The following is a 25,898-nucleotide window of genomic DNA, read 5'->3' on the forward strand; positions in this document are numbered from 1 at the left end:
ACCCTTGCGATCGTCCCGGCATGCGCCCGATAATGCCCGGACAAATCCCTCGTCCTGCGTTGCCGCGCCCCGGCAGCAGGACCGCTATTCGAGGTGCGCATGAACGCACAGCAACTGGTCGACGAACGCGGCGATATCTGGCTCGCGCTGGCGCCGCTCTGGCTCGACCGCGAACCCGGCGAGCAGGACTATGCCGCAATGGTCGATATCATAGAACAGCACGGCCTCAGCCTGCACGAGCTGGAATGGATGTTCCGCCTGGAGCTGGCGCCGGTGATGTCGCGCCACCAGCTGTCGATTACCAGCGAGTGGCGCGAGTTCGACAACTACCGGCTGATGAAGCAGCTGGTGGGCCACAACCTCCGCCTGAGCGGCTGGCGCAAGAAAAGCTGGGCGCTGTTTTCCGGGCTGACCACGATGATGGTGCGCCACCGCTGGCACGAACTCATGCACCGCCTGATGGCCACACGCGGCGACGTTCGCTGACCCCGTCCATACCGGGCATCCCGGCCGCTATGCCGCCAGGCCGCCGGCCATGACACCCCAGACCACGCGCAGCGCCAGGCCCAGCAGTATTACGCCGGTGAAGCGGTTGATCCAGTGGGAACGCAGACGCAGCCACTCCAGCACCCGGGACTGCGACAGCGCCACGGCCACCAGCACGTACCAGGCGCCGTCGATCATCATCGCCGTCGCCACGATAATCGCTCTGGCGGCCAGGCTCATGTCCGGTTGAACAAACTGGCTCAGCAGCGCGATGAAGAAAAGAATCAGCTTGGGGTTGGCCAGTGCCACCAGCACGCCTTCCCGCGCGGCCTGGCGCCGGGTCGTCGCGCCCAATGCGGGATCCAGCGCCGCGGCTCGACCGGCCCGCAGCGCCTTGAACCCCAGCCAGGCCAGATACCCCGCGCCGACAACGGTCACGCCTTCAAACAGCAGCGGAAAACGCGCCATCAGCGCGCCCAGCCCCAGCACCGTGAGCAGCGCGTAAAAGCCTACCCCCAGCGCATGAAACAGCCCGGCGACGACTCCCGGCGCCCGGCCGCCGCCCAGGGTGTGGCGCAGCACCAACGCAAGGCTCGGCCCCGGCGACATCGCCCCGGCGGTACAAACCGCCGCCAGCGACAGCCATAGCGAAAACGGCATGGTGTCTCCTCGATATTCAGTGTCTTCCCGGTAGCGCTTTACCGAGAGCGCCACGGTAACTGTCTCCGGCTTGTGCCGACAGATAGTCATCCGGTCATTGACGCTGCCGGCGGATCGCCGGCATGCGGCAGTATGCGCCGTTGGGCCGCTCGGCACAAAAGCCGGCGGCCAAACGGAAAAAGCCCGCCGGGGCGACCGACGGGCAGAGATTCTACGGGAAGCTGCGCTGCGTAGTGCCGGCAACTAGCCGTTCTGCTGGGCGCGCACGCCTCGGGCGATGCGTTCGCCGATATCGGCGTCGATGTTGCGCCAGTAGTCCAGCGCGCGCTCGAGTACCGGCTCGGTGACGCCGCCCAGCAGGTGGCCGACGACGTTGTTGACCAGCCGCTCCCGGGCGGGTTCGTCCATCACCTGGTTGACCAGCGCGTTGGCCTGACCGAAGTCGTCATCGTCGCGGCGCAGCGTATAGGCGGCGCGCACCATGTCGCCGTCGGCTTCCCAGCTGGAATCCGTGGGGTAGCGTTCGCCGTCGGCCTGGGGGCCGCCCTTGGAGTTGGGCGCGTACACCGGGTCGGAGACGGTATGCATCTGCATCGCGCCGTCCTTGGTGTAGCTGTTGACCGGCGATTTGGGCGCGTTGACCGGAATCTGCTTGTAGTTCGACCCCAGCCGGTGACGGTGGGCATCGGCGTAGGCGAACACGCGGCCCAGCAGCATCTTGTCCGGGCTGATGCCGATGCCGGGCACCAGGTTGTTGGGTTCGAACGCCGCCTGTTCGATCTGGGCGTGGTTGTCCACCGGGTTGGTATCCAGCGTCAGCTTGCCCACCTTGATCAGCGGATAGTCCTCGTGGGGCCAGACCTTGGTCAGATCAAACGGATTGATGCGATAGGTTTCGGCATCCTTGAACGGCATGATCTGCATGTACAGCGTCCAGCTTGGGTAGTCGCCCCGGTCAATCGAGGTGTACAGATCGCGCATGTGGTAATCGCCGTCTTCGCCCGCCAGGCGGTCGGCCTCTTCCTGCGTCAGGCACTCGATACCCTGATCGGTCTTGAAGTGGTACTTGACCCAGAATTTCTCGCCCTCGGCGTTCGTCCACATATAGGTGTGGCTGGAATAGCCGTTCATGTGCCGCCAGGTTTTGGGGATACCGCGGTCGCCCATCAGCCAGGCCACCTGGTGGGCGGACTCCGGCGACAGCGACCAGAAATCCCACTGCATGTCGTTATCGCGCAGATTGTTGTCCGCCCGGCGCTTCTGCGAGCGGATAAAGTGCTGGAACTTCAGCGGGTCACGGATGAAGAACACCGGCGTGTTGTTCCCCACCATGTCGTAGTTGCCCTCAGAGGTGTAGAACTTGATGGAAAAACCCCGAGGGTCGCGCCAGGTGTCGGGGCTGCCGCGCTCGCCGGCCACGGTGGAAAAGCGCATCACCACCTCGGTTTGGGTGCCGGGCTGAAACACCGCGGCTTTGGTATAGCGGCTGACGTCCTCGGTTACTTCAAAATGGCCAAAGGCGCCGCTGCCCTTGGCGTGGGGCTGGCGCTCGGGAATGCGCTCGCGGTTGAAGTTGGCCATCTGCTCGATGAGGTAGTGATCGTGCAGCACGATGGGGCCGTCGGGTCCGATGGTGAGCGAGCGCTCGTCGCTTTCCACGGGGATGCCGGCATCGGTTGTTGTCGGTTTGCGGTTGTCGTCAGCCATGTTGGCGTCTCCTTGTCGATGATAGCCGCTCGGCGGTCGGCCGGCCCGATCGGAATGGTACCGGCTGTTGCTTTTACTCTACCTACAGACTAGCTGTTTCAGACGCAAAAGTGCGCTATATCTTCGATAGACAATAGCTAAAAACTTTTGCTGAATAAAAACCAATAGCCCATCCGAAAGTTTGACATCCCCACCCCGCCTGCCTAGCCTTGAGATTCTCCTGGGGGTGCCCGCTACGGGCTGAGAATCCGCCGCTTTTGCGCCGGTAACCCTTCGAACCTGATCCGGGTCATACCGGCGAAGGGAAGGAAAGAACCTGCCACTCTCCTCTTCCTGGTCGTGCCAACCACGATATTCGCCCATTACCCGGCCGCCACCAAGGAAAGAGGACGCACAAATGTCACTTGACCCTGTCTGGACGGCCCTCTGGCTGGTGCTTTGCGCCGCCGCCTTTGCCGTTCCCGGTCTGCTTTACGCCCGCCGCCAGCGCGACGGTCTGGATAGCTACATTGCCGCGCGCAATACCCAGAACACCCGCGCCACGGTACTGACATTGCTCGCCACTTCGCTGGGTACCTGGATACTCTTTGGCCCGGCCCAGGCCGCGACCTGGGGCGGTATCAGCGCCGTGCTGGGCTATGCGCTGGGCTCGCTGGCGCCGCCGCTGGTGATGATTCCGCTGGGCCGGCGCATGCGCGAGCTGATTCCCGAAGGCCACGGGCTCACCGAGTTCGTGATCCACCGCTACGGGCGCGTCATGTATGCCTTTACCCTTTCGATCATGCTGTTTTATCTGTTTATCCTGCTGGCCGCGAGCCTTACCGCGGTGGCGCAGATGGTCACCCTGCTGGCCCCGATCCCGCTGGGCCTGACCGCCGGCGTGGTGATGCTGGCAACGGTGATTTACACCTTCTACGGCGGCCTGCGGGCATCAATCTTCACCGACAAGGTGCAGATGGTGGTGATCCTGCCGCTGCTCGCCCTGCTGGTGTTTTTCGGCTGGCAGGCCGCCGGCGGCGCCGCTCCGACTCTGGAGGGGCTACGCCAGCGCGCCCCCGAGCTGCTCGACGTCACCGATACCGGTGGCGTACGCGCGGGGCTGACGTTCTTTATTGCCGTGGTGCTCACCGGGCTTTTCTACCAGGGCACCTGGCAGCGTATCTACGCGGCGAAAAATATCCGCGTGCTGCGCAAAAGCTTCTGGATCAGCGGGCTGTTCAACCTGCCGGTGATCGTCATGATGGGGCTTTTCGGCCTCGCCTTTGTAGGGCTGGACCTGGAAGGCGACGGCTCGGTGGCGCTGTTCAGCGTGCTGCTGGATAGCGTACCGCTGTGGTTTGCGCTGGCGCTGATTCCGCTGGGGCTGGCGCTGGTGATGAGCAGCGCCGACTCCACCATCAACGCCACCTCAAGCATTATCGCGGTGGACATGCACCGGCTACTGCCCCGGGCCAGCGAAGCCACGCTGATGCGTTTTGCCCGCTGGCTGATCGTCGTCGCCGCGGTGCCGATTACACTGGTCGCGTCGCAGGGTTACAGCGTGCTCTACCTGTTTTTGCTCGCCGATCTGCTGTGCTCGGCGGCGGCTTTTGCGGTATTTTTCGGGCTGTTCAACCGCCGCTATGACGGCCGTCACGCGGTGATCAGCACCGCCTGTGGGCTGATCGCCGGGCTCGTCATGTTTCCCGCCCCGGGGGCCGGCACCGACAGCCTGCTGGAAAGCTTCCTGCTCGCCGCGCTGGTGCCGGTCGCCGCCTCCGTGGTGCTGATGCGCGCGATGCCCGCCCGCGAGCACTACGACTTTGCCCGCCTGGCCACTCTGGTGCGCCGATTCGGACGAGCGCCGTAAGAAGCCGGCGAAGCTCAACGATGGCGGCCCCAGGGCCGCCCTTCTGCTTTATGCCTTCGGACGCGTTAGCCCCAAATGCCCGCGCAGGGTTGTCGCCTTGTAGTCCTGGCGACACAGCCCGCGTTTTTGCAGTACCGGCACGACCTGGTCGACGAAGTCGTCAATGCTCGACGGCAGCGACGGTGGCATCAGGTTAAAGCCGTCGGCGCCGCCGTTCTCCACCCAGCGCTGCATTTCATCGGCGATGCTTTCCGGCGTGCCGACCATGGTGCAGTGCCCGCCGCCGGCGGCAAGCCGGCCCAGCAGCTGGCGCAGCGTCGGCTGTTCGCACTCGATAATTCGCAGAATGGTGGCGTAGCGCCCTTTCGGCCCGGTGAACTCGTCAAGCGGCGGCAGTTTGGGCATGGGCGCGTCCAGCTCCCAGTCGCTGCAGTCCTGGCCGATAAAGGTCGACAGCTGCTGCAGCGAATCCGCCGTGGGCAGAAGCTCGTCCAGCTCGCGCTGGCGGGCGCGGGCCTCGTCCATGGTGGAACCCACGTAGGTCACCAGCCCCGGCATAATCGCCACCGGCGAGCGGCCGGCGGCGGCCACCCGCGCCTGAATATCGCGGTAGTACGCTTGCGCGGATTCCAGATCGTAGGCCACGGCGTAGATCGCCTCGGCATAGCGCGCGGCCAGGTCGCGGCCCGGCTCGGAGGCGCCGGCCTGAAACAGCACCGGCCGGCCCTGGGGCGGGCGCGGCACGTTCAGCGGGCCGTCCACCAGAAAATGCTCGCCGTGGTGGTTGATCGGCCGGACCCTGTCCGGGTCGGCGAACTGCCCTGCACGATCAAGGCTCAAGGCGTCATCGGCCCAGCTGTCCCATAGCGCCAGCGCGGTGTTGGCAAACTCTTCGGCGCGGGCGTAGCGCTCGGCGTGGGTCGGCATGGCCGCGTAGTTGTGGTTGCGCGCCTCGGCGTCGAACATCGAGGTCACCAGGTTCCAGCCCGTGCGCCCGCCGGAAATATGGTCCAACGACGCCAGCATGCGCGCGGCGTGAAACGGCGTGTAGAAGGTGCTCGAAATTGTTGAAATCAGGCCGATGTGCTCGGTGGCGCGCGCCATGGCAGAAAGCGCGGTCAGCGGCTCGAGAAACCACAGCGGCCCGCCGGCCACATTGCCCGGCGCGTGGCCGTCGGCAAAGAATACCGCGTCGAACTTGCCCCGCTCGGCGGTGCGCGCCAGCGACTCGAAGTGGCGAATATCGCCCATTTTCTCGGCGGCGGAATCGGGGTGGCGCCAGGCCGCGCGGTGGTGGCCGCAACCCATGATAAACAGGTTCAGGTGCATGGAAGGAGTCGCCATCAGTCTTTCACCAGCCCGCCGTCAACCACCAGATTCTGCCCGGTGACCGCCCGGCTCCAGGGCGAGGCAAACAGCAGCGCGGCATCGGCGAACTCGGCGGGCGTGACCACCCGGCGCAGCGGCGTGTTGGCGGCGATCAGATCAAATACCTCGTCGGGCGTTTCGGCGGAGGCATCGGTGGTGCGCAGCAGCCCGCCGGAAATCATGTTCACGGTAATGTTGTCCGGCCCCAGGTCGTGGGCGAAGGTGCGCGTCAGCGAGAGCAGCGCGGCCTTGCCGGCGGTGTAATCGTGGTACGGCACGATGGGGTTTTGAAACAGGTTGGTACCCACGTTGATCACCCGGCCAAAGCCCTGTTCGCGCATGCCGGCCAGGGCCCCCTGAATCACGTTGAGCGCGCCCTGGTTGACGCCCTTGAGCTGCTGCTCCAGATGCTCCCAGGTCAGCGAATCGGCATCCGGGCGGGCCTCGCCATTGAAGGAGAAATCCGGCAGCGCGTTGTTGACCACCGTGGTCACCGGCTTGCCAAAGCGCTCGCGAGCGGCATCAAACATGGCCTTGACGGCGTCGACGTCGCCCACGTCGGCCTGTACGGCAAGCGCTCGGTCCGGCGCCTCGGCGGCCACGGCCTCGGCGCCGGCGGCGCTGTTGCGATAGTTGACGACGACGCGGGCGCCGGCGTTCAGAAAGGCGCGCGCCAGGCTTGCGCCCAGGCCGCGGCCGGCGCCGGTCACCAGCACGATTTGCTGATCGAGCGGCAGCGCAGCGGAAGAAGAAGCGTGGGAAGCGGTACTCATGGTGTGGCCTCTTGATCACGAAAGCGAAAGAGGCAAAGGGCGCACGCCGGGTGCTCGGCCGAGCACTGCGCTGACATCCCTTCGCCGGTATGAACAGGTTCAGGTTCGGCGGGTGTTCTCTCAGCCCCGCCGCTGGCGGGACACCCCGTGTCATGCAACGTCGACCTTAGCCTATAGCCTTACCCCCAACAAGGCGGCCGGGCGTCCGGCATGGCCTCGCCGACGCTTGTGGCGTAAAATCAGGCTTCTTGTCGGCCGCGTCAGGCGCGGCGTTGAACCAACACAGGACTGCAACATGGGTAGGGCATTTCAGAACCGTAAGGAAGACATGGCCAAAACGGCCGCTGCGAAGACCAAGGTATACAGCAAATACGGGCGCGAGATTTACGTCTGCGCCAAGTCCGGCGGCCCCGACCCCCACAGCAACCTGGCGCTGCGCAGCCTGCTCGACCGCGCCAAGAAGGATCAGGTCCCCGGCCATGTGGTGGACAAGGCGCTGGACAAGGCGGCCGGTGCCGGCGGCGAGGACTTTGCGCCGGCACGCTATGAAGGCTTCGGCCCGGGCAGCGCGATGATTATCATCGAGTGCCTCACCGACAACCCCAACCGCACCTTCGGCGATATTCGCGGCTGCTTTACCAAGAACAAAAGCAAGCTCGGCACGCCCGGCAGCGTCAGCCACCTGTTTGATCACTGCGCGATTTTCGCTTTCGCCGGGGAAGACGAGGAAGGCGTGCTGGAAGCGCTGACGGAAGCCGATATCGACGTCACCGATATCGAGTGCGAAGACGGCCGCATTACCGTGTTTGCCCCGCATACCGAATATGCTCAGGCACGCAAGGCACTGGTGGACGCCTTCGGCGAGCTGGACTTCGAGGCCGACGACATCCAGTTTTTGCCCCAGACCACCACGCCGGTGGAAGGCGACGACGTGGCGGCGCTGGAAAAGCTGCTGGCCATGCTCCACGACCTCGACGACGTGCAAAACATCTACCACAGCGCCGAATTCCCCCAGACGGCCGAATAAGCACCGCGGCTAGGCGCTTTCCTCGTCGCCGTTCAGACCAATGAACCCGCCCGACTGGTGCTGCCACAGGCGGGCATAAATGCCCCCCTGGGCCAAAAGCTCGCTGTGGCTGCCGGCCTCGACGATGCGGCCCTCGTCCACTACCAGCAGCCGGTCGAGCATGGCAATGGTAGACAGCCGGTGGGCGATGGCGATCACCGTCTTGCCCTGCATCAGATGCTCGAGCTGCTCCTGAATCGCCGCCTCGATCTCGGAATCCAGCGCCGAGGTGGCTTCATCCAGCACCAGCAGCGGCGCGTTTTTCAGCAGGACCCGGGCAATGGCGATGCGCTGGCGCTGGCCGCCGGAGAGCTTCACCCCGCGTTCGCCGACGTGGGCGTCCAGCCCGCGCCGCCCTTGCGGATCGACCAGATCATCGATGAACTCGTCGGCGTGGGCCTGGCGCACCGCCGCCCAAACCGCCTCTTCGCTGGCATCGGGGCTGCCGTAGCGGATGTTGTCGCGCAATGAGCGGTGCAGCAGCGAGGTATCCTGGGTCACCATACCGATCTGGTGGCGCAGCGAGGTCTGGGTGACCTCGGCAATGTTTTGCCCGTCGATGCGGATTTCCCCGCCCTGAAGATCAAAAAAGCGCAGTAGCAGGTTGGCAAGGGTCGACTTGCCCGCGCCGGAGCGGCCGATTAGCCCAACCTTCTCCCCCGGCTTGATCGTCAGGTCCAGCCCGTCAAACACCGACTTGTAGTCGCCGGCGGCCTCGACGTAGCCAAAGTGCAGGTCGTCAAAGCGAATTTCACCCTCGGGCACGACAAGCTCGCCGGCGTCCGGCGCGTCCTGCACCCGGGGCGTATGGGCGATGGTATTCATGCCGTCCTGCACGGTACCAATGTTCTCGAACAGCCGCGCCACTTCGTGCAGAATCCAGTCGGACATAAAGCGCACCCGCATTACCAGCGCAATGGCAATCGCCAGCACCCCCAGCGAGATTACCTGGGTATACCAGGCCACCAGCACCGTTGCCGCCATGCCCACCAGTAGCAGCGTGTTGAGCAGCGTCAGGCACACGCTGAGAAGCGTTACCAGGCGCATCTGGTTGTGCACCGTGGTCATGAAGCCTTCCATGGCCTGACGAGCGTAGTTCTGCTCGTGGCGGGCGTCGGCGAACAGCTTGATGGTCTGAATGTTGCTGTAGCTGTCCACAACTCGACCGGTCATCACCGCCCGGGCGTTGGCCTGAGCCATGGACACCTTGCGCAGGCGCGGGACAAAAAAGCGCATGATCGCCAGATATCCCACCAGCCACATCAGCATCGGCACCGCCAGCCAGGCATCCGCCTGAAACAGCAGAATCGCCGCGCCGGTAAAGTAGACGATGGCGTAGACCAGCAGGTCCATCACCTTGGTCACCGTTTCGCGCATGGCCAAAGCGGTCTGCATGACCTTCTGCGAGACGCGCCCGGCGAACTCGTCCTGATAGAACGCCAGGCTCTGGCTGAGCATGTGGCGGTGGGAAATCCAGCGCCCGATCATCGGGTAGTTGCCGAAAATGCTCTGGTTGGTCACCAGCGACTGCAGCAGCACCAGCAGGGGCAGCCCCACCAGCACCAGGATGCCGATGCCAATCAACTTGAGCCCGTGGGCCTGCCAGAAGCCCTCGCGGTCCACGCTCGCCAGCCAGTCAACCAGCTCGCCCATATAGTGGAAGAACACCACTTCCGAGGCCGAGACCAACGCCGTCGCCAGCGACATCCACAGCAGCATCGGCAGCAGGGGCCGGGAAAAATGCCACAAAAACGGCAGCAGCCCCCTTGGCGGCGTGGTCACGTTGCCTTCGGGATACGGATAGATACGCGTTTCAAAAAAATCAAACAACGGCTGAAACACACGCCTGAACATGGACTCTCCTGTAGAAAACAAACCTGCCGGGTACTAGTCGATAACGCCCGGATAGCGACGCCTGGCGCGGTACAGGCGATAAACGGTAACCGCGTTGGTCACGATGATCATCATTTCGGCCAGCGCTCCGCCAATTGATCCCACCATCAGGTGGCTGAGGGTCCAGGCCACCGCCGCCAGCCCCAGCAAAACGCGCATGGCGATCCCGCGGAACACAAACATGCCTACCGTTCCCAGCACCATCGCCGCGAGAGCCGGTAGATCGGCGAGGCTCTGCCAGGTCAGCGCGGCGGCCAGCCCGCTTGCCGCCAGCACCGCGGCCATGGCCGCCAGGTTGCTCGGGTAGCGGCGCGCCAACGCAATACGTGCGAGCACCAGCAGCGACAGCGCGGCGGCCGTCCAGCTGTGGAACACGGCAAACTGTAAAGCGAAAGCCACGTTGGCCGAGAGCAGCAGCACCAGCAGGCGGTCGTCCTGCCGGCTGGCAAAGGCCAGCACGCAGAGCACCAGCGCCATCAGGCCAAAAAACTGACCGACAAGGGTTTCGACCATCAAACGGCGTGCTCCTTATCACTCAATTCACTCAATTCACTCAACGCACTTAATGCACTTAATGCACTTAATGCACTTAATGCACTCAACCCAATCAACTCATTAACACGCTAATAATATCAACAGACTACCCGGACGCGTCGTCGTCTTCGGCGTCGCGCAGCCGCGCCAGGCGCTCGGCCTCTTCTTCTTTGGCGTCGTCGATGACCGCCATGACGTCATCGACATCGGCCAAATGGGTGGCAAAGGTAAACTCGCCGGTGAGCGGCGAATCCGGGTGCAGCTCGCCGCTCTCGTACAGCGCCCAGATTTCCTCGGCGTAGTGAGTATCGGCAAGCTCGGGGGCAAAGCGGGCAAAGTAGCCGCGTATGTTGTTGACGTCACGCTTGAACAGCGCCTCGGCGCTGTTGTTGCCGGCGGCGTCCACCGCCTGGGGCAGGTCGATAATCACCGGGCCCCGGGCGTCTTCGAGCACGTTGAACTCCGACAGATCGCCGTGGATCAGCCCGGCGCAGAGCATCCTGACCACGTCTTCCAGCAGGCTCTGGTAGTAGGCCCGAGCGGTGTCGGCATCCAGCACCACGTCATCCAGCCTGGGGGCGACGCTGCCGTCGGCATCCGTGACCATATCCATCAGCAGCACGCCGTCGACAAAGCCGTGGGGTCGAGGCGCATGCACGCCGGCATCCGCCAGGCGGTAGAGGGCATCCACCTCGGCGGTCAGCCAGGCCTCTTCCTGCTGCTGCTGGCCGTAGCGGGTCTTTTTAGCCATCGCCCGGGCACGGCGGCTGTTGCGCTCGCGGCGGCCTTCCTGATACTGCGCCGCCTGCTTGAAGCTGCGCTTTTGGGCCTCCTTGAACACCTTGGCGCAGCGCCGCTCGTCGCCGCAGCGCACCACGTAGACCTGGGCTTCCTTGCCGCTCATCAGCTGCTGTTCGACCGCACTGATCAGGCCGTCGTCGATCAGCGGCTGGAGTCGTTGGGGGATTTTCATCAATGCCTCATGGCTGGGTAACCGAGTACCGGGTGTTCGAGTGCGTTAGCGACTAACGCGGCGTACGCGAACGTTACGCCCCTTGATCCTGTCCTGCTCGAGCCGAGCCAGTGCCTGCGCAGCCACGCCACGCGCCACCGCCACGTAGGCGCTGCGGGCGAGCACCTTGATTTTGCCCACCTGATCGCCGGCAATGCCGCCGTCGCCGGTCAGCGCGCCGAGGATATCGCCCGGGCGCAGCTTGTCCTTTTTGCCCGCGCCCAGCTGCAGCGTGGCCATGGGGGCACAAAGCGGCCGAGCATCCTCGATCTCGGGCAGCGGCTCCGGCTCGTAGTCGACGCCCAGCTTCTCACCCAGCTGCAGCAGGCGGTAGCGATCCTTATCGCTGACCAGCGTGCAGGCCACGCCGCTCTCGCCGGCGCGGCCGGTACGCCCCACACGGTGGGTATGAACGTCGAGTTCACGGGCTATCTCAAGGTTGAAAACGGCGTCGACGCCGTCGATATCCAGCCCTCGGGCGGCGACGTCGGTGGCCACCAGCAGCGTCACGCTGCGGTTGGCAAACATCACCAGTATGCGCTCGCGATCCTTCTGCTCCAGGTCGCCGTTGAGCGCCAGTGCGCTCATGCCCGCCGCATTGAGGTCGTCGGCCACGGCGTGGGTATCGCGTTTGGTATTGCAAAACACCACGCCGCTCTCCGGCCGGTAATGCAGCAGCAGCCGGCGCAGCGCGGCCAGTCGCGCAGCTTCATCGGTGGCGCTACGCTCGCGCAGAGAGTAAAAATGCTGCTCGATGGTGGCCTCACTGTGGGCATCTGCCACCCGGACAATATGCGGCTCGCGCAGAAGCCCGCGGGTAAAGCCCGCAAGCCCGCCTTCGGCCGCCTCGGCCGGATAGGTGGCGCTGAATAACAGCGTCTGCCGACGCGCCGGGGTTTGCGCGACGATGTCATCGATGGCGGCCTGAAAGCCCATATCGAGCATGCGGTCGGCCTCGTCCAGCACCAGGGCGGCGAGCCCGCCCAGGTCGAGGGTGCCCTTGCGCAGGTGGTCTTCCACCCGGCCGGGCGTGCCCACCACGATGTGCGCGCCGTGCTCCAGGGAAGCCAGCTGGGGGCCAAAGGGCGCGCCGCCGCAAAGCGTGAGCACCTTGACGTTGGCCAGCTGCCGCGCAAGCCCGCGCAGCGCCTCGCTCACCTGCTCGGCAAGCTCGCGGGTGGGGCACAGCACCAGACCCTGCACGCGGGTTGATGCCAGGTTCAACCGGGCCAGAAGCGCCAAACCAAAGGCGGCGGTTTTGCCCGAACCGGTTTGCGCCTGGGCCAGCACGTCGCGCCCTTCGAGCGCGGCGGGCAGCGCTCGCGCCTGCACCGGCGTCATGGCGCGATAGCCCAACGAATCCAGATTCGTCAACAGAGCGTCGGGCAGGGCCAGACGCGAGAAGGAAGTGGTCGACACGGAAAATACCTGAAAAACGTACGCGACACGTACTTGAAGAAGAAGCGAGCTCGGCATAAGCCGTAGCCTTCTACCGCCCGGATGGGGGCGGGCACCGCGAGGGGGCGCTGTCAATCCTTCCGTGGACGCTACCTACGCCATCCATGGCGTAGAACCCCCGCGCAGACCCGCTCCCCGCCTCAAGGCGCATATCGCAATGGGGCAAGCTTGTGGATGCCGCGCAGTTTACCAGAAAAGCCCGCGGCTAAACCGCCAGCGGAGCAAATTCCGCCCGGGCAAGCGCGGCCAGATCGGCCGGCGCCAGGGCGATTTCCAACCCGCGCTTGCCGGCGCTGACGTAGAGTGTTTCCAGCGCCTCGGCGGAGGCATCGATATAGGTGGGCAGGCGTTTTTTCTGCCCCAGCGGGCTGACCCCGCCGAGCACGTAGCCCGTAGCACGCTCGACCTCGGCGGTAGCAGCCAGGGCGGCCTTTTTGGCCCCCGCCGCCCGGGCGATGGGCTTCAGGCCAAGCTGGCTTTCCACCGGCACGATCCCCACCGCCAGGCGCTTGCCGTCGAGGCTGACCACCAGCGTCTTGAAGATGCACTCGGGCGCCACGCCCAGCTTTTCGGCGGCTTCAAGACCGTAGGAGGCGGCGCTGTCGTCGTGGTTATAAGTATGGGTGGTAAAGGCAATCCGCGCGCGGTTGGCAGCCTCAACGGCGGGTGTCATAAGCGGGTCTCCGGCGAAAGGAAGAATACAGCCGGCAGGCGAGGCCCGGCGCTACCTCAGCCGCGCCTGCAAAAAACGGCTGATGTCGCCCAGCTGTTCGGGGCACAGCGCGTGGCCCATCTCATAGGAGCGATACGTTATCTCATAGCCGCGAGCCTCAAGCGCCCTGATGCTGTCACGCCCCAGGCTTTCGGGCACCACGGGATCCGCCGTGCCGTGATGGACCTCGACAGGCAGCGCACGATTCGACGTGCTGTCGGCCAGCGCCTGGGTATTGGCCAGATAGGTTGACATGGCCAGCAGCCCGCCCAGCGGCTGAGCAAACGTCAGGGCTGCCTGGTAGGCAACGGCACCGCCCTGAGAGAAGCCGGCGACTACAATACGGCGGCTATCAATGCCCTGGTCAATCTGCGCCTGAATCAGCGCCTGTATACGCTCGACCGACTGATCCAACTGCGCGGTGTCCACCTGGCGCCCCAGATCCATGGAGAGAATGTCGTACCACGCCGGCATGGTCATGCCGTTGTTCACCGTTACCGCTAGCTGCGGCGCGTGGGGCATGATGAAGCGCACATCGGCATCGTCGGGCAAATCCAGCTGAGGGACCAGGGGCTCAAAGTCGTGCCCATCGGCCCCCAGGCCGTGCAGAATCAGCACGCAGGCGTTGGCCGGCCGGCCTGACGGCGGTTCAACAACAAGCTCGTTACGTTGGGTCATGGTGGCTCCAGCCTGGTGTTCGCTTTTTATCCCGGGCGGCAGCTTACCAGGAGACGAATCAAAGGGCTATCCGCCAGGTATCGGGTAATAAAAAACCCCGCCGTAGCGGGGTTTTTCAGCATGCCGGTTGAACCGGCAGCCAACGCTGCAGAAAGCGTTTAGTCGTTGTGACTAGTCTTCTGCGACAACGTTGGAAGCCTGGAGGCCTTTCTTGCCCTGTGTGACGTCGAAGGTAACCTTCTGGCCGTCCTGCAGGGATTTGAAGCCTTCAGCCTGAATTTCGGAGAAGTGGACGAACAGGTCGTCGCCGTTGTCGTCCGGAGAGATGAAGCCGAAGCCTTTAGTGTCGTTAAACCACTTAACGGTGCCAGATGCCATTATCGAAATCCTCGATGTAGCGAGATATGGAGCCGGGTAATACCCGAATTGCAGTGGGTAGAACAAGAAACTTTCACCAGGACTCAACGCTTGAGGCGCTTCGATGCTGCTGACAACGTTCGACTTGCTAACCAACTGCCAAGCATCATGGCCTTTCCCCGCCCGAACGTCAACACAATACCCAAAACAATTTACGAAACCGGTCACGCGCCTTTTAACCCCGCGTTAACCTTCCTTGACCTGTATCAATGTATTTCTGCTTTGTTACCTATTACATATAGACGTCACATACCCTCGAAGAGGTATGCCGTCTTCGGCTGTCACCTACACCAGCCTCGAGACCTGTCAGAACCGCATATACCCCGATTCCGCCGACAACAACAATCCCGAGAGAGCCTTGACGATGCAGTCCGATGCTATTGCCAAAGCACCCGAGCCACGCCGTTTTGGCTGGCTGAAACGACTAAGCCTCCAGCACAAGATCCTGATGCTGGTACTTACGCCACTGCTGATTGCCTGCGTGGGGCTGGTCGGCGCAGAAGCCCTGGAACGCGCCCAGGATAACGAGGAGCATCTGGCCAACCAGCGCCAGATGCTGATTGATTCGCGCATTGAAGGCGTTTCCAACATCGTGGGGATGGCGGCATCGTCGATCCAGTCCATTATCAACGGCGAAGGCAGTATCGAGGAACGCAAGGCGGTGGCCCGTCAGCGCCTGCGGGAGCTGCGATTCGAGAACGACAACTATGTCTTTGCCCTGAATACGGACGGCATCATGCTGGTCCAGTCGGCGGTTCCCGAACAGGAAGGCACGCCCATGCTGGATGCCGAGGACGAAAACGGGCGCCCGTTCATGCGCGACCTGATTGAAACCGCACAGAGCGGCGGCGGCGTGTCCCGATACGCCTGGCCCAACCCCGAAACCGGCGACGTCGAGACCAAATACTCCTACTCCATGCTCATTCCCGAGTGGGACTGGGTTCTCGGCGCGGGTGTCTACATGACCGATATCAACGCCGAAATGGCCGAGATCAGAGCGGCTGCCAATGCCGACCTGCGCCAGACGCTGATCAAGATTGTCGGCGCGTCCCTGCTGCTGTTCGCGGTCATCGTCGCGGTAACCGTCTGGGTGACCCGGCGTATTGTCGGGCAGATTCAACACACGGCGGCCACGATGGGCGACATCGCCCACGAAATTGCCGAAGGCAGGGGCGATCTGACCCGCCAGATGGCGGTCAACAGCCATGACGAAGTGGGTCAGCTGGCGGAACAGTTCAACGCCTTCATGACCCGCATCCGGGAAACGCTGCTGACCGTGCGGGAAAGTGCCGATACCGTTTATCAGGCATCCAACGAAATTGCCCAAAGCAGCGAAGAGCTTGCCTCGCGGACCGACCAGTCGGCTGCCAACCTCCAGGAAACGTCATCGGCGATGGAAGAAATCACCTCCACGGTGGGTCAGAGCGCGGAAAATTCCCAGCAGGCCAACAAGCTGGCCGCCGATACCGCCGAGGTGGCCAGGGACGGCAATGAAACCATGCAGCAGGTCGTGCAGACCATGCACGATATCGACGATTCTTCGTCGCAAATCGGCGATATCGTCAGCATGATCGACTCCATTGCCTTCCAGACCAATATCCTGGCGCTGAATGCTTCCGTGGAGGCAGCCCGTGCCGGCGAGCACGGTCGCGGCTTTGCGGTCGTCGCCCAGGAAGTTCGCAAACTGGCAACCCGCTCAAGCGAGTCGGCGCAGGAAATCCGTACGCTTATCGACACCTCGATCAACCGCTCACAGCACGGCAAGAAGATTGTCGGACAGGCCGGCGACACCATGCGCCAGATCATGGATGACATCACCAGCGTGGCCAACGTGGTGGCCGAGATCAGCTCCGGTGCTCAGGAGCAAAGCAACGGCATCGACGAGGTCAACCTGGCGGTGGGTGAGATGGATACCATGACCCAGCAAAACGCCAGCATGGTGGAGCAATCCTCGACCACGGCCAGCGAAATGCGCCAGCAGGCCCAGCACCTGAGAACGCTGATCGGCACCTTCCAGCTGGACGATACCACGGCGCTGCCCGACAGCCGGACCCCGCGTCTGGCCTGAGCCGACTGCCCGCCGTTACGGCGGGCACTGCATTGTATATACAAAAACGATACAGCACGACGGAACTTATACATCAACAAATGGACTCAAGGGGGAAACACGTTTTACCTCGACTCGAGAAGTCCATAAGGAGTCTGTATGTTGATGTCCCGCTCGCTTCGTCGGCTGCTACCGCTGGCCGCTGCCCTTGCTACCGGGCTTGCGGCCACAACGGCTGCGGCCGACAACCCCGATGAATCGGCCACCGCCAGCGACAGCGTGAGCAAGGCAATATTTGCCGGCGGCTGTTTCTGGTGTATGGAACCCCCCTTTGATCGCCAGTCCGGCGTTATTGACGTCACCTCGGGCTATACCGGCGGTGACGTTGACGACCCGGGCTATGAAGCCGTTTCGTCCGGCAATACCGGCCATGCCGAAGCCGTGGAAGTGACCTACGATGCCGACCGGATCGGCTACGACGAACTGCTGCAGGTTTTCTGGCGCAACGTCGATCCCTTTGCCGAAAACTACCAGTTCTGCGATCACGGCAATCAGTATCGCGCGGCGATTTTCTATCGCAACGAGCAGCAGCGCGAGCTTGCCGAAGCGTCGCTTGCCGACATGCGGGAGCGTTTTGATCAGCCTCTGGCCACCGGTCTCGAACCGGCCGACACCTTCTGGGACGCCGAGGATTACCACCAGGATTACGCCGACAAGAACCCGGTGCGCTACAAGTTCTACCGCTTCCGCTGCGGACGGGATGATCGCCTGGAGGCCGTCTGGGGCGATGAAGCCGGCGGTCCGACCTTCGACTAACCCTTGCCCTGGCGCTGGCCGGCAACACGCCCAATGCACCGGGGCACCGCGATGCCAATCCACGCCAACCCGGCGGCAACCAGATCATCGGCGACAATGCCCACGCCGCCGGGCAGCATCTCGGCCCAGCTGACCGGCGGCAGCTTGAGCGCATCGAACAGGCGAAACAGGCCAAACGCCAGCAACAGCCGGAGCCAGCGCCGGGCGGCCGGTAACGCCGCGCCGGACCTCCACCCCAATAGCGCCAGCGGAAAGGCGACGATTTCATCCAGCACGATGCTGCCGGCATCGCCGCCGGTAAAAAACGCGACGGAGGCCCAGTGGCATACCGGTACCGCCAGCATGGCCAGTGCCGCAATGATCAGCGCCTGACGCCCGGTAGGCTTGCCGCCCAGCCACCACGCCAACGGCAATCCCCACAGCGAGCCCAGCGTGCCCGGGGCCAGCGGCGCAAAGCCGACGCCCAGCCCCGTTGCCAGCCACAGATTCAACGTTTCCCATATATTCATCGATAACCTACTCTGTTGATCCGCCCTCGCCGGGTCATGCCACACCGCCACCGCAGGAAGCCTGCCATGCTCGATCGTTTCACCATGCCGCTGAGCCACCGCCCGCTGGCATGGCTGGCCCAGCGCCTGCACCCAAACGTCACAGCGGACCGGGTCACCCTGATCGCCTTTGTGATCGGTATGGCCGCGCTGCCGCTGCTGACGCTGGAATACTACGGCTGGGCGCTGTTGGCCATCGGGCTCAATCGCCTCGGCGACGGCCTGGACGGCGCGCTTGCTCGACTCAGCGATGACGCCAGCGATGCCGGCGGCTTTCTGGATATCGGGCTGGATTTTGTCTTCTACGCCGCCGTGGTGTTTGGCATGGCGCTGGCCGACCCGGCAGCCAATGCGCTGGCGGCGGCGTTTTTGCTCTTTGCTTTCATGGGCACCAGCACGTCCTTTCTGGCTTTTGCCATCGTCGCCGGCCGGCGCGGCATCGAACGCCCGCACTTCCCGCAGAAGACCTTTTACTACATGGCGGGGCTGACCGAAGGCACCGAAACCCTGGCGGCGCTGGTGCTGTTCTGCCTGTTTCCCGAGCACTTTGCCTGGCTGGCCACGCTGTTTGCTCTGGCCTGCCTGATCACCACGGCCACCCGGCTGTGGGGCGGCTACCGCGCGCTGCGTGGCCTATAGCGCATCGCGCTGCTCGGCGAGAAATACCTTGAACGCCTGCCACAGCGGACTGCGGTAGCGCTCGGGATGCCACACCAGCGAAAAGGTCCGCGACAGCGCCAGACGATGATTCAGCGCCACCAGCTCGCCGCGCTCCAGCTCACCGGCCACGCTCAGCTGCGACAGACACCCCAGCCCGAACCCCGCCATCACGGCCTGCTTGATCGCCTCGTGCTGGCTGAGCTCCATACGCACCGACAGCCGGGTGACGTGACTCAGTACCGCTGCCTCGAAAATCTCCCGGGTCCCCGAGCCGTTCTCGCGCAGGATCCACTCGGCATCGGCCAGTTCGGCGTCGCTGAGCGGCTGCCGCGTATCGTCAACCCGGTGCTGCGCCAGCGGATGACCGGGCGCGGCGATGACGACCAGGCGGTCTTCGCACCAGGTTTCGCTTTGCAGGCGGGGCTCGTGGCAGAGGCCCTCGATCAGCCCCAGGTCGGCATCAAAGCGCAAAAGGTCGCTAATCACTTCGCCGGTGTTGCGCAGCCCGAGGCGCAGATCCACTCCCGGGTGGGCATCGCTGAAGCGCCCGGCCAGCGGCGGTAGCAGGTAGGTCCCCACCGTGGCGCTCGCCGAGACGTTGAGCGTGCCGCGCAGCTGACCTTCCGGCTCTTCGGCGGCCGCGACCAAATCGGCCATGTCGTCCAGCAGCCGCTCGGCCCGGGGCAGCAGATGACGCCCCATGGCGTTCAGACGCAGCTTGCGCCCCGGGCGCTCAAACAGCGCCACGCCCAGCTGACGCTCCAGATCGGCGAGCGCCTGGCTGGTGGCCGACTGCGACAGACGCAAATAGCGTGCCGCCGCCATCACCGTGCCCTCCCGGGTAACGGCAACAAAGACCTGTAGCTGGCGAAACGTCACGCCATGATTCATGGCCACTGTCCTTTCTCGTGTTGGTATAGCGGTTGGTCTATCGCGTCTGGGTATGTCGCGCCCCGGTGCGTCGCGCGCTTGTGCCGCGTTCGTTCTGGCCAGGCGTCGCTACTTATCGGTTTTACCGAACAGTTATATGGTTATTTAATGATAACCCGATTGCATTTTGCCGCATAGAATACGCATCAGACGTCCACTCAAGGAGCCCTCATCATGTGGCAAGGTCTGATTCTCTGCACCGCCCTCACCCTGGCCGGCTTTGGCATGGCCATGCTGCCCGGCATCAGCGACAGCGGTGTCAGCCCGCTGGTGTTTTCACTGCTGCTGGGGCTGATACTCGGCAACCTGCCGGTAGCGCGCGGGCTGGCCACGTCGGCCAGGCCGGGGCTGGGCTTTGCCACCCGCTGGCTGTTGCGCGGCGGTATCGTGCTGTTCGGCTTTTCGCTCACCGTCCAGCAGATTTTCGTGCTGGGGCCGAAGATTATCCTGCTGGATGCGCTGGTAATCACCAGCGTGCTTGTCGTGGGCTATTTCATCGGCACCCGCCTTCTGGGCATGGACCGTGAAACCACCCTGCTGACCAGCGCCGGTAGCGCTATCTGCGGCGCCGCGGCGGTGCTGGCAACGGAAGCGACCATTCGTTCACGCCCGGCAGCGGCGTCGATGGCGGTGGCTACCGTAGTGCTGTTCGGCTCGCTGGCGATGGTCGTCCATCCGCTGCTGTATTCGCTACTGCACATGACCGAGGGGCTCTACGGCGTCTATATCGGCGCCACGGTTCACGAAGTCGCCCAGGTCATCGCCGCCGGTGATGCCGTAGGCCCCGACGCGTTGACCAACGCCATCGTGGTCAAGCTGGTGCGGGTGATGCTGCTGGTGCCCTTTTTGCTGATCGTCGGCCAGTGGTGGCTGCGCAAATACGCCAACCGGGCAGCAAGCGATAGCGGCGAAACCGCTCGACTGCCGATTCCCTGGTTTGCCTTCGGCTTCATGGCCATGGTGGGCGTCAACAGCGTCATCACGCTGCCGGTAGCGCTACAGGATGCGCTGGTGCTGACGGGGCAGATCGGCATGACCATGGCGATGGCCGCGCTGGGCTTTGAAACCCGGATCGAGAAGCTCAAGGCGCTGGGTATCCGGCCTTTCATTCTCGGACTGATCCTCTTTACCCTGCTGATTGTCGGCGGCGGCGCCGCCAGCCAACTGCTCATGGGGTGAATCCGGCATCTGCATGGAAATCGGCGACAACGGCAGAGCTATCGCCGTTGGCTACGACGGCCGATGAATTGAAGGTTGCAGCAGAGACGCGCACTATACGCGGACACCTTTATCAGCACGTTATACATCAGTCTTCGAGGGGTTCATGTTCGGCAAACCAAGGATAATTTACTACGCGTTTCTGGTTCTTTCGGCCCTGCTGGGCATCATTCTTGCCTTTCTGGCACCCCAATGGCTGTGGCTATGGTGCCTGCTGCCGGTGCTGGGGGCGCTGGGCGCCTGGGACCTGGCTTCCCGCAGCAACGTCCTGCGCAACTATCCCGTCATCGGCCACATGCGCTATCTGTTCGAGTTTATCCGCCCGGAAATGCGCCAGTATTTCTTTGAGTCCGACGTCAGCGGCCGCCCCTTTAACCGGGCCCAGCGCGATATCGTCAATGCCCGCGCCAAGGGCGAAGGCGATACCTCGCCGTTCGGCACCCGGCGCGACATGGAAGACACCGGCTTTCACTTCGTGCAGCATTCCATGGCGCCGCGAACCGTGGCGCCCCGGCATGCGCGGGTGACCATCGGCAACGCCCAGTGCCGTCAGCCGTACAGCTCGTCGCGGCTGAACATTTCGGCCATGAGCTTTGGCTCGCTCTCCGGCAATGCCGTGGCCGCCATGAACCGCGGCGCCCGGCTCGGCGGCTTTGCCCAGGACACCGGCGAAGGCGCCATCAGCCCTTACCATGAGGCCCAGGGCGGCGACCTGATCTGGGAAATTGGCAGCGGCTATTTTGGCTGCCGCAACGACGACGGCACCTTCAATGCCGAACGCTTCGGGCAGAAGGCCACCCTCGATCAGGTCAGGATGGTCGAGCTCAAGATTTCCCAGGGCGCCAAACCCGGGCACGGCGGGCTACTGCCGGGCAGCAAGGTCAACCGCGAAATTGCCAGCACCCGGGAGATTCCCGAGGGTCAGGACTGCGCCTCGCCAGGCACGCATCCCGAATTTGATACCCCCGTAGGCATGCTCAGGTTCCTTCAGCGGCTACGCGAGCTGAGCGACGGCAAGCCGGTGGGCTTCAAGCTCTGTATCGGCCAGCGCCACGAGTTCATGGCGGTGTGCAAGGCGATGCTGGACACCGGCATCGTGCCCGATTTCATCACCGTGGACGGCGCCGAAGGCGGCACCGGCGCCGCACCCACGGAGTTTTCCGACTTTATCGGCACCTATATCGATGAAGCCCTGCCCTTCGTGCATAACTGTCTGGTGGGTATCGGCAAACGCGATGAGATCACCGTGATCGCCAGCGGCAAGGTGGCCATGGGCTTCGACATGGTGGAAAAACTCGCCCTGGGCGCGGACATGTGCAACGCCGCCCGGGCATTCATGTTTTCGGTAGGCTGCATTCAGGCGCTACGCTGCCACGCCAATACCTGCCCCACCGGCGTTGCCACCCAGGACCCGGCACGCAGCCGCTCGCTGGATGTGGAATCCAAGGGGGACCGGGTTTACCGCTACCAAAAAGCCACCGTGGATTCGCTCATGGATATCGTGGGCAGCCTGGGGCTGGAAAGTCCCGACGAGCTCGGCCCGCAGCATATTTTCCGCCGCTCGGTCAAAGGGCCGTCGCGTCCCTGCACCTTCCTGCATCCCAGCGTGAAATCCGGCGCTTTTCTCGACGGCGACGTCCCCGAGGAATACGCCGTCGCCTGGGAAATGGCCCACGCGGACCATTTCTAAGCTTTTTGCCTGGTGCTTTCTACCTGCAACCCTCCGCTCTGAGCCCCTGCTGGCTATCCGTCTAAAAGCCGGCCTGTTCCAGATGGCCGGCCATGTCTTCCAGCACTTCAAGCCCTTGCACATCGGTTTCCAGCAGGGGCAGCCGCGGGCGTGGATAGCCGGCGAGCTCGCGATCAATGCGCGCCAGGTACTGCGCTTCCTGGTCACGGCGGCGGCTTAGGAACGCGCCGTCCGCACTGGACGGAATCACGCGGTTGACCAGCGTTGCCGCCACGGGGATCCCCGCCTCCTTCAGTGCCTCCACCGAGCGTACGGTTTCCAGAATCGGTAACCGCTCCGGCGTCATCACGAACAGGAAGTTGCTGATGTCCGCATCTTCGACCGCGCGGCGCGCCTGCATGAAGAGCCGGCGACGATCCTTCAGCGTCTCCGCTATCGACCGGGCACGGTCGTCGAGGTCGCTTTCGCCTTCGTTTGCCGGGTCGGCAAAGGGCGAAGCGACGTCCTGACCGCCCTTGGGCGTCAGGTGCTTGAGCACCTTGTTGAGTTCCTCGGACTTGCGGCTGTGGGATAGCAGCCCGTCGGTCCAGGCAGCCATGGCTTCGGGCAGGCTCAAAAGGCGCAGCGTGTGGCCGGTCGGCGCGGTATCGAACACGATCAGGTCGTAGGCGTCGCCCTCTTCGGCCACCAGCCGCGCGATGCGCTCCAGCAGCGCGGCTTCCTGGGTGCCGGGGGACTGGCGCGACAGGCGCATCTGGCGTTCCATTTCGTCCATCATGCGCGGCACGGTGAAGCGTCGCATCTGGCTGGTTACGCGTTTGAGGTGGGCCTCGACCTCGGCATCGGGGTCAATCTCCATGGCATCGAGCCCCGGCGCCAGCCGGCGCGGCTCATCGCCCAGGGAGTGATCAAAAACATCGCCCAGGCTGTGCGCCGGGTCGGTGGAAACCACCAGCACGTTGCGCCCGCGTTTACCCGCCAGCAGCGCCAGCGACGCGGCAACGCTGGTTTTACCTACGCCGCCCTTGCCGCCTACCCAGAGCAGGCGGCGATCGAGAAGTTCCTTCATGGTTGGCCCTTTACGTTATCGAGCGCTGTCAGCAGCAGCGCATATCATCCAGCGGCGAATGTTCCATGCCCATGCGGCGATGCCAGTCGTGGAAGCGTTCCAGCATCAGCGGCTGCAGCTCCAGGGTGTAATACCCCACCGGATTGGGCACGCCCATCAGCTCGGAAAACACCATGAGCATGAACAGATCGTCTTCGTCGCGCTTGGCGCGGGCAATAGCACCCCGATACGGAGCGCTGTAGAACTCTTCGGCATAGTAGCGAGCCCGGCTCAGCCAGGCCTTGAGCCTTTCCCCCCGGGAAAGGTCGGCGTCGTCGGACATGATGCCTCCCGAATGAATAACGTCCATCCCTGCGCAGACTTTCAAGCAATGAGTCTCAAGCAATGAATCTCAAGCAATGAATCTCAAGCAAGAAATTCCAGGAAAAAAGCCTCAAGAGAAGAATTTCAAGAAAGGGGTCTTCAAGAAAGAGCCTCAGGAAATAGAGCCTTGAGAAAGGCGTCTCAGCAAAGGAACCTCAGAACAGACGCTTCAGTAAAAAGGGCGGCCCGAAGGCCGCCCCCTGTGCGATCAGGATGCCTGTTCGGCGCTTTCCTGACGCAGACGCTTGAGCGTGGCCACACACTCCATGGCCACCAGAATCGAGGCGATCAGCACCACGATATCCAGCCCCAGCAAAAAGTAGTTCTCTGCCATGTAGAAGCTTTTCAGCTGGGCAAACAGCGCCAGCACTGTCATGACCAGCAGGAAAACCAGCGGCGCGAGGGTATACACGGTCGGACGCCCCAGACGACGCAGCATGACCGTGACCACCAGCAGCGTGAGTCCCGCCAGCAGCTGGTTGGTGGTGCCAAACAGCGGCCAGATGATCAGACCGCCCGAGCCGTCGGCGCCGGCACCGAAGGCCAGCACCAGGCAGCTGCCAACCGCCAGCAGCGTGGCTACCGCGGGCTTTTTCATCCACTGCTGGTTATAGATTTCGCCCCATTCCTGAAAGATATAGCGCTGCAGACGCAGGCCGGTATCCATGGTGGTGCCGGCAAACAGCGCCGCCATCACGGTCAGCAGCGTTGAAGCAGTGGCTTCGGGCAGGCCGATGCCGTTGCTGATGATGTAGGCACCGCCTTCGACAAACGCATTGACGCCGCCCTTGCCGAAGGCGTCGTACATCGCGCTCCACTCGCCGTAGGTAGCAAAGCCGGCGGTGGCGGCGAGAATCGCACCCAGCGCCAGCATGCCTTCACCGACCGCGCCAAAGTAGCCGACGAAGCGTACGTCCGACTCCTTGTTAAGCTGCTTGGAGGTGGTGCCGCCGGCGACCAGGCCGTGGAAGCCCGAAATCGCCCCGCAGGCAATGGTCACGAACAGCAACGGCAGCATCGACGGCGTTCCCTCGGGCACATCGGTATTGACCATGGGCGCTACCAGCGAGGGATTGAACACTACCAGAGCGCCGTAAAGGATGATCAGCCCGATAAACAGCTGCAGGCCGTTGATGTAGTCGCGCGGCTGCAACAGCATCCATACCGGCAGCAGCGACGCAATCGCGGCGTAGCCGAACAGGATCAGAATCCACACGGCGTTGCCGGACAGCGCGCCCACCTGCTCGGGCATCTGCACCGGCACCGAGGGCCCGATGCCGATCAGCGCGTACAGCGCTACCACGCCGATAATCGACACCATGCCCAGACTCAGAATGCGGCGGTAGATCAGCTGGCCGATGATCAGCGCCACGGCAATGGCGCCCCAGACCGGCACGACGGCGCTGGAAAAATCCATCATCAGGCCGGCGATCACCACGGCAAAGACCGCGTTGACCATGAGCAGCAGGAGGAAAATCACGATCATGAACACGCTGCGAGCGCGCTTGCCCACAACGTCGCCGGTCAGGGCACCTACCGAGCGCGCCTTGTTGCGCACGCTGGCCCAGACCGCGCCACTATCGTGCACGCCGGCAAACAGAACGGTGCCGATAACGACCCAGAGGGCAGCCGGCAGCCAGCCCCAGATCACCGCGATTGCCGGCCCCACAATGGGCGCGGCGCCGGCCACGGAGGTAAAGTGGTGGCCCCAAAGCACATAGCGGTTGGTAGGCACAAAATCGATGCCGTCCTCAAACTCGTGAGCCGGCGTCTTGAAATCCGGATCCAGCCGAAAAATCTTCTCGGCAATAAACTTCGAGTACACCAGGTACCCGAGCGCCATGAAGCCAAGCCCCAGCGCCAATAGAATGACTGCACTCATGGACTGTCCCTTAGCAGGTTGGTTTTTGTATACGGGTTATATTTCGCAGACGACTGTCCGAG

The 25,898-nt window shown here is 63.5% G+C and carries 24 protein-coding genes and 2 riboswitches; of the genes, 8 read left to right on the forward strand and 16 right to left on the reverse strand.

Translation table 11 applies throughout. From position 1 onward, the window contains the following. Positions 1-99: 99 nt before the first annotated feature. Entirely contained in the window at positions 100-486 is a 387-nt protein-coding gene (locus C793_RS0110670) for a DUF7079 family protein (protein ID WP_017430933.1), read from the forward strand. Between the two features lie 27 nt (positions 487-513). On the opposite strand, the gene C793_RS0110675 is transcribed toward C793_RS0110670, so the two are convergent. Both C793_RS0110675 and C793_RS0110680 read right to left on the reverse strand, forming a co-directional pair. Continuing rightward, entirely contained in the window at positions 514-1,146 is a 633-nt protein-coding gene (locus tag C793_RS0110675) for a LysE family translocator (protein WP_017430934.1), read from the reverse strand. Positions 1,147-1,389: 243 nt separating this feature from the next. After that, positions 1,390-2,853 (reverse strand): catalase, encoded by a 1,464-nt coding sequence (locus tag C793_RS0110680; protein ID WP_017430935.1) that lies wholly within the window; start codon positions 2,851-2,853, stop codon positions 1,390-1,392. 212 nt (positions 2,854-3,065) lie between these two features. Then, a riboswitch (TPP riboswitch) is annotated at positions 3,066-3,176 on the forward strand. 74 nt (positions 3,177-3,250) lie between these two features. On the opposite strand from C793_RS0110680, the gene C793_RS0110685 reads away from it, so the two are divergent. Then, positions 3,251-4,702, forward strand: coding sequence for a sodium:solute symporter family transporter (locus tag C793_RS0110685; RefSeq protein ID WP_017430936.1), 1,452 nt, complete (start codon positions 3,251-3,253; stop codon positions 4,700-4,702). 48 nt (positions 4,703-4,750) lie between these two features. Here C793_RS0110685 and C793_RS0110690 read toward each other — a convergent pair whose 3' ends face one another. Both C793_RS0110690 and C793_RS0110695 read right to left on the reverse strand, forming a co-directional pair. Beyond that, a complete protein-coding gene (locus C793_RS0110690; protein WP_026106245.1) occupies positions 4,751-6,046 on the reverse strand; it encodes an LLM class flavin-dependent oxidoreductase in 1,296 nt (431 codons plus the stop codon). Continuing rightward, positions 6,046-6,843 carry a 3-oxoacyl-ACP reductase gene (locus C793_RS0110695; RefSeq protein ID WP_017430938.1) on the reverse strand — a complete coding sequence of 266 codons (798 nt, stop codon included), beginning with the start codon at positions 6,841-6,843 and terminating at the stop codon, positions 6,046-6,048. The genes C793_RS0110690 and C793_RS0110695 overlap by 1 nt, the downstream gene beginning before the upstream one ends. 59 nt (positions 6,844-6,902) lie before the next feature. Then, a riboswitch (TPP riboswitch) is annotated at positions 6,903-7,001 on the reverse strand. Positions 7,002-7,138: 137 nt separating this feature from the next. Here C793_RS0110695 and C793_RS0110700 point away from each other — a divergent pair. After that, positions 7,139-7,870, forward strand: a complete 732-nt coding sequence (locus C793_RS0110700; protein ID WP_026106247.1) for a YebC/PmpR family DNA-binding transcriptional regulator — start codon at positions 7,139-7,141, stop codon at positions 7,868-7,870. A 9-nt stretch (positions 7,871-7,879) separates the two neighbouring features. On the opposite strand, the gene C793_RS0110705 is transcribed toward C793_RS0110700, so the two are convergent. The 7 genes from C793_RS0110705 to C793_RS0110735 all read right to left on the reverse strand — a co-directional run bounded on the left by C793_RS0110705 (position 7,880) and on the right by C793_RS0110735 (position 14,574). Next, positions 7,880-9,763, reverse strand: coding sequence for an ABC transporter ATP-binding protein (locus tag C793_RS0110705; RefSeq protein WP_017430940.1), 1,884 nt, complete (start codon positions 9,761-9,763; stop codon positions 7,880-7,882). 33 nt (positions 9,764-9,796) lie between these two features. Continuing rightward, positions 9,797-10,315: a YgjV family protein gene (locus C793_RS0110710; protein WP_017430941.1), complete on the reverse strand. Its 519-nt coding sequence runs from the start codon at positions 10,313-10,315 to the stop codon at positions 9,797-9,799. 127 nt (positions 10,316-10,442) lie between these two features. After that, positions 10,443-11,309, reverse strand: coding sequence for a PA4780 family RIO1-like protein kinase (locus C793_RS0110715; RefSeq protein WP_017430942.1), 867 nt, complete (start codon positions 11,307-11,309; stop codon positions 10,443-10,445). Positions 11,310-11,354: 45 nt separating this feature from the next. Continuing rightward, positions 11,355-12,767: an ATP-dependent RNA helicase DbpA gene (dbpA, locus tag C793_RS0110720; protein WP_026106248.1), complete on the reverse strand. Its 1,413-nt coding sequence runs from the start codon at positions 12,765-12,767 to the stop codon at positions 11,355-11,357. Positions 12,768-13,011: 244 nt separating this feature from the next. Next, positions 13,012-13,479: a Cys-tRNA(Pro) deacylase gene (gene ybaK / locus C793_RS0110725; protein WP_017430944.1), complete on the reverse strand. Its 468-nt coding sequence runs from the start codon at positions 13,477-13,479 to the stop codon at positions 13,012-13,014. A gap of 51 nt (positions 13,480-13,530) precedes the next feature. Continuing rightward, positions 13,531-14,196, reverse strand: a complete 666-nt coding sequence (locus C793_RS0110730; protein WP_017430945.1) for an alpha/beta hydrolase — start codon at positions 14,194-14,196, stop codon at positions 13,531-13,533. Positions 14,197-14,367: 171 nt separating this feature from the next. Further along, positions 14,368-14,574 (reverse strand): cold-shock protein, encoded by a 207-nt coding sequence (locus tag C793_RS0110735; protein WP_017430946.1) that lies wholly within the window; start codon positions 14,572-14,574, stop codon positions 14,368-14,370. 403 nt (positions 14,575-14,977) lie between these two features. On the opposite strand from C793_RS0110735, the gene C793_RS0110740 reads away from it, so the two are divergent. Beyond that, positions 14,978-16,681, forward strand: a complete 1,704-nt coding sequence (locus C793_RS0110740; RefSeq protein ID WP_017430947.1) for a methyl-accepting chemotaxis protein — start codon at positions 14,978-14,980, stop codon at positions 16,679-16,681. Between the two features lie 138 nt (positions 16,682-16,819). Continuing rightward, positions 16,820-17,476 (forward strand): peptide-methionine (S)-S-oxide reductase MsrA, encoded by a 657-nt coding sequence (gene msrA / locus C793_RS0110745; protein ID WP_017430948.1) that lies wholly within the window; start codon positions 16,820-16,822, stop codon positions 17,474-17,476. Here msrA and C793_RS0110750 read toward each other — a convergent pair. Then, positions 17,473-17,985, reverse strand: coding sequence for a phosphatidylglycerophosphatase A family protein (locus C793_RS0110750; protein WP_017430949.1), 513 nt, complete (start codon positions 17,983-17,985; stop codon positions 17,473-17,475). The two genes, msrA and C793_RS0110750, sit on opposite strands and share 4 nt — an antisense overlap. Positions 17,986-18,051: 66 nt before the next feature. On the opposite strand from C793_RS0110750, the gene C793_RS0110755 reads away from it, so the two are divergent. Further along, positions 18,052-18,663, forward strand: coding sequence for a CDP-alcohol phosphatidyltransferase family protein (locus tag C793_RS0110755; RefSeq protein WP_017430950.1), 612 nt, complete (start codon positions 18,052-18,054; stop codon positions 18,661-18,663). Here C793_RS0110755 and C793_RS0110760 read toward each other — a convergent pair. Then, the gene (locus C793_RS0110760; protein WP_017430951.1) at positions 18,658-19,575 is read right to left on the reverse strand and encodes a LysR substrate-binding domain-containing protein; all 918 of its coding nucleotides are present in this window, start codon (positions 19,573-19,575) and stop codon (positions 18,658-18,660) included. The genes C793_RS0110755 and C793_RS0110760 overlap by 6 nt on opposite strands. A gap of 213 nt (positions 19,576-19,788) precedes the next feature. Here C793_RS0110760 and C793_RS0110765 point away from each other — a divergent pair, with 213 nt between their 5' ends. Next, positions 19,789-20,793: a YeiH family protein gene (locus C793_RS0110765; protein WP_017430952.1), complete on the forward strand. Its 1,005-nt coding sequence runs from the start codon at positions 19,789-19,791 to the stop codon at positions 20,791-20,793. Positions 20,794-20,938: 145 nt separating this feature from the next. Continuing rightward, positions 20,939-22,522 carry an FMN-binding glutamate synthase family protein gene (locus C793_RS0110770; protein WP_017430953.1) on the forward strand — a complete coding sequence of 528 codons (1,584 nt, stop codon included), beginning with the start codon at positions 20,939-20,941 and terminating at the stop codon, positions 22,520-22,522. A 61-nt stretch (positions 22,523-22,583) separates the two neighbouring features. Here the strand turns inward: C793_RS0110770 and C793_RS0110775 are convergent, their stop codons facing one another. From C793_RS0110775 to C793_RS0110785, 3 genes are all read right to left on the reverse strand, one after another. Continuing rightward, on the reverse strand, positions 22,584-23,591 hold the full coding sequence (locus C793_RS0110775; protein ID WP_017430954.1) for an ArsA family ATPase: 1,008 nt from the start codon (positions 23,589-23,591) through the stop codon (positions 22,584-22,586). Positions 23,592-23,619: 28 nt separating this feature from the next. After that, positions 23,620-23,913 carry a cory-CC-star protein gene (locus C793_RS0110780; RefSeq protein ID WP_017430955.1) on the reverse strand — a complete coding sequence of 98 codons (294 nt, stop codon included), beginning with the start codon at positions 23,911-23,913 and terminating at the stop codon, positions 23,620-23,622. 249 nt (positions 23,914-24,162) lie between these two features. Next, a complete protein-coding gene (locus C793_RS0110785) occupies positions 24,163-25,836 on the reverse strand; it encodes a carbon starvation CstA family protein (protein ID WP_017430956.1) in 1,674 nt (557 codons plus the stop codon). Positions 25,837-25,898: the final 62 nt, after the last annotated feature.

The organism is Vreelandella jeotgali Hwa (genome assembly GCF_000334215.1).
GTDB lineage: Bacteria > Pseudomonadota > Gammaproteobacteria > Pseudomonadales > Halomonadaceae > Vreelandella > Vreelandella jeotgali.